The following is a 2,869-nucleotide window of genomic DNA, read 5'->3' as shown; positions in this document are numbered from 1 at the left end:
GTCGCAACAGCCACGTGGCTCGTATCGCCGCTGTAGTGCTGAAGCGCTTTATGGATCAGCCGTTCATTGTGGTGTTTATCAGACTCGTCGCGGCAGTAAGAGTCGGCGGTGTCAATCAGCGTTACGCCGTGATCCAGCGCCCAATGAATCACCGCGATCGCCTGCTCCTCGGGCGGTCGGCTGCTGAGGGACATGGGCATCCCTCCTAGCCCGATCGCGCTGACCTGCCTATCTGTATTGCCTAACTGTTTCGTCTCCATACCTGTCGAGTCCTTCGTATGCAGCTCACTAATTCGCTTTCTAATTGCAGCCTGCCACCGACAGCGTGTAGGTGTTTCCCACAGCCCCTACACCGCCAACAAACACGTTGATCTGGTAGGGATTCGCATTCAAGCGCGGCGAACCGGGGATGGTGTAAGAGTTGCGCTCTCGGTACGAGGCTCGCTGGTCGAACACTTTATCCGCCGTGTTGTTGGGATATTTCAAAAACATCTGAACATCGTACTGTCCCGTGTTCGCAGGTCTGATCGTGGCAACGTAGCGACTAAACGATCGACCGCTCGGCACCGCAAAATCCGTATTCCAATTGCTGCGACTTGTTGGCGTACCGGGGACCGAAACCTTCTTTTGTACCTGCGTTCCTGTTCCTTCTACGACCCGTAGCGGCGTGCAAACTTGGGCATTCACAGGCAATCCTGTGCAAACCACCGCGCCTATCACGACCAGTTTTCCAAGCGATCGCATCGTCAGAGCCCTCGCCTAAACAGAACGTCCTGACTGTAGAGTAGTTTTCTCGGGCGTAAAACCCTCTAAAGAAAGAAATGCCGCTATTGGGTTTCGCTTTCATGGAGCGACTGCCAACCGGCTTGCCAGATCGCTTGCTCTTTAAGCAGCCGCGCATTCAGCCAAAATCGCACGGTTGGGTCGCAGGCGGAAACTAGTTCTGCAAACACGATCGCATTCTGATTTTTGCGATTGACCACCTGAAAATGCCGCCAGCCATCAATTTTCTGGCAAGAGGTCCATTTGGAGCCAATTAGGTGTGGAAATTTTTGCTTACGTTTCATTCAGCCAGACGCGTAAAGTCCTCAGGAGATGCGTAAATCTCGAACACCTTTTCCATACCGCTTTGGTTCAGCAGCATTTGAGCTTGTCCATTTAAGCCGCAAAGGGCTAACCGTCCATTTGCCGTTCGCACACGCTTTAGCGCTACGACCAGGGTTGCCAGCCCAATACTGTCGATGAACAAAATATCCTGCAAATTAATCAGAATCGTAGTGTCCCCTGCTGCAAGGCTGCGATCGATCGCAGCCAGCAAACTCCCGGTCGTGCTGGAACTCAAAATCTTTGCAGGCTGAAGAATATTGACAGTAGACACAGCTAAGATCTCAGATTTGCTTCGATCTTAGCGCCAGACGGCTCTAGAGAGAAGTCGCTCACTGATCTGTTCCGGTATTCTGCACCGGAATTAAAAAACAGCCACCGATTTTCCAGCGTCCATCTGGCTGCTGTTCCATCAAATACAGCGCTTTGGCTAGATCACCGTCCGGGTCCAGCAAAATCACTTCCTGAGCAGGAATGCCTTGCACGGTGACTAAGCGCTCGAATACCACCGATCGAGGACGATACACCGCTGGATAGGTCGTTCTGACCATGTGGATGAAATTTGACGCGGTGCCAAACTTGGCGCGGATTTCTGGACTGGCAAAGCTAAACGCCGCCTCAGCGTCATCGGTTCGGAAGGCTTGAAGCTGCTGCTCAATTACCGTGCGAATGCGATCGCGATCAATCTCGTTTACGTTCATCTACCGTTTGAGAAACCGCTTGGCTTAACCGTACTCTGGTGGGCGATCGTTTGTCTGCTAACTGGACTACGGGATGGGGAGAATACAAAAAAGCCGGTTTACCTTTGTCGTTCAAACCGGGAAATCCGGGGCAGAATTGTGGGTACTCTGCACGAGTGGCAGCGTAGTTCAACCGTCGAAATTCTATGAATCTCAAGTCCCTTGCGATCGTCCTCCTCACGGTTGGCATCAGCCTGCCAGCCGGGGCAGAAAATTTAGAGCACGTTCAGCAGTTGCTGTCCTCGAAGCAGTGTCCGCAGTGCGACCTGAGCAACGCAGGATTGGTGTTTGCGCAGTTGGAGAATGCAACCCTCAGCGGCGCCAATCTGACTCGCGCAAACTTGAGCCGTGCTGACTTGCGAGGAGCCGATCTGCGGGGTGCAAACTTGACGGGAGCCAGTCTGTTTGGGGCAAATTTGATTGGGGCAAGACTGGATGGAGCCATTTTGCAGGAGACCGATTTACGCGCAAGCTACCTGGAAGGCGTCACCATGGACGGCGCGGTGTCGGAAGGAATGCAGCTACAGGGAGCCATAGGGCTGCCCACCACGATCGGACAAGCCGAGGATTTCTACCGCTGGGCAATGAGCGACGTTCAGCAGAAACGCTTTAGTCCGGCGATCGAAAACTTCACTCAAGCGATCGCCCGCAAACCCGATTTTGCTCCCGCGTACCTTGGTCGCAGCGTTGCCCGCGTTGAATCGGGCGATCGTTCAGGTGCGCTGAAAGATGCCCAGCAAGCCGAGACCCTGTTTAAGACTCAAGGCAACACAACCGCTCTACAGGCGGCTCAGGAATATACCCAGGCACTACAGAAAGCGAATGAACAAGTGACTGCTCCTGAAAAGAAATCACGACCAAGCATTGGTCAAGCGCTGCTTAACCTCGTTGGGGGAGTGGTTCAGCTATTGCTTCCGTAGGCGGGTGAATCGTACTGCTAGATGGCACGGTGCTAACCAAGGCGAACCGTAGAAGTTGGCGAACCGCAGCGAACCGCCGCCGCAGACGATCGGGCTGGTTATACA

The 2,869-nt window shown here is 53.7% G+C and carries 6 protein-coding genes; 1 reads left to right on the top strand and 5 read right to left on the bottom strand.

What is annotated here, in order from left to right; translation table 11 throughout:
- From H6F43_RS14185 to H6F43_RS14165, 5 genes are all read right to left on the bottom strand, one after another.
- A partial coding sequence (locus H6F43_RS14185) for an aldo/keto reductase (RefSeq protein WP_190343388.1) occupies nt 1-260 on the bottom strand: 260 nt, incomplete at its 3' end.
- 40 nt (nt 261-300) lie between these two features.
- Nucleotides 301-744: a hypothetical protein gene (locus H6F43_RS14180; protein ID WP_190343387.1), complete on the bottom strand. Its 444-nt coding sequence runs from the start codon at nt 742-744 to the stop codon at nt 301-303.
- An 83-nt stretch (nt 745-827) separates the two neighbouring features.
- The gene (locus H6F43_RS14175; protein WP_190343386.1) at nt 828-1,067 is read right to left on the bottom strand and encodes a TIGR02450 family Trp-rich protein; all 240 of its coding nucleotides are present in this window, start codon (nt 1,065-1,067) and stop codon (nt 828-830) included.
- The gene (locus H6F43_RS14170) at nt 1,064-1,378 is read right to left on the bottom strand and encodes an STAS domain-containing protein (RefSeq protein ID WP_190343385.1); all 315 of its coding nucleotides are present in this window, start codon (nt 1,376-1,378) and stop codon (nt 1,064-1,066) included. Before H6F43_RS14170 ends, H6F43_RS14175 begins: the two co-directional genes overlap by 4 nt.
- Before the next feature lie 58 nt (nt 1,379-1,436).
- A complete protein-coding gene (locus tag H6F43_RS14165; RefSeq protein WP_190343384.1) occupies nt 1,437-1,805 on the bottom strand; it encodes a DUF4864 domain-containing protein in 369 nt (122 codons plus the stop codon).
- Nucleotides 1,806-1,990: 185 nt separating this feature from the next.
- Between H6F43_RS14165 and H6F43_RS14160 the strand changes: the two genes are divergently transcribed.
- Nucleotides 1,991-2,764, top strand: a complete 774-nt coding sequence (locus H6F43_RS14160; protein WP_190343383.1) for a pentapeptide repeat-containing protein — start codon at nt 1,991-1,993, stop codon at nt 2,762-2,764.
- The last annotated feature ends 105 nt before the right edge of the window (nt 2,765-2,869 follow it).

Source organism: Leptolyngbya sp. FACHB-36, assembly GCF_014695955.1.
Classification (GTDB): Bacteria; Cyanobacteriota; Cyanobacteriia; order Leptolyngbyales; family Leptolyngbyaceae; genus FACHB-36.
Note: the sequence above shows the minus strand (reverse complement) of the source record. Positions and strands in the feature narration are given on the sequence as shown.

What these genes read in the sequence shown, in the direction of transcription:
- H6F43_RS14180 (WP_190343387.1), bottom strand. Translation starts at nt 744, where the DNA reads ATGCGATCGCTTGGAAAACTGGTCGTGATAGGCGCGGTGGTTTGCACA.
- H6F43_RS14175 (WP_190343386.1), bottom strand. Translation starts at nt 1,067, where the DNA reads ATGAAACGTAAGCAAAAATTTCCACACCTAATTGGCTCCAAATGGACC.
- H6F43_RS14165 (WP_190343384.1), bottom strand. Translation starts at nt 1,805, where the DNA reads ATGAACGTAAACGAGATTGATCGCGATCGCATTCGCACGGTAATTGAG.
- H6F43_RS14160 (WP_190343383.1), top strand. Translation starts at nt 1,991, where the DNA reads ATGAATCTCAAGTCCCTTGCGATCGTCCTCCTCACGGTTGGCATCAGC.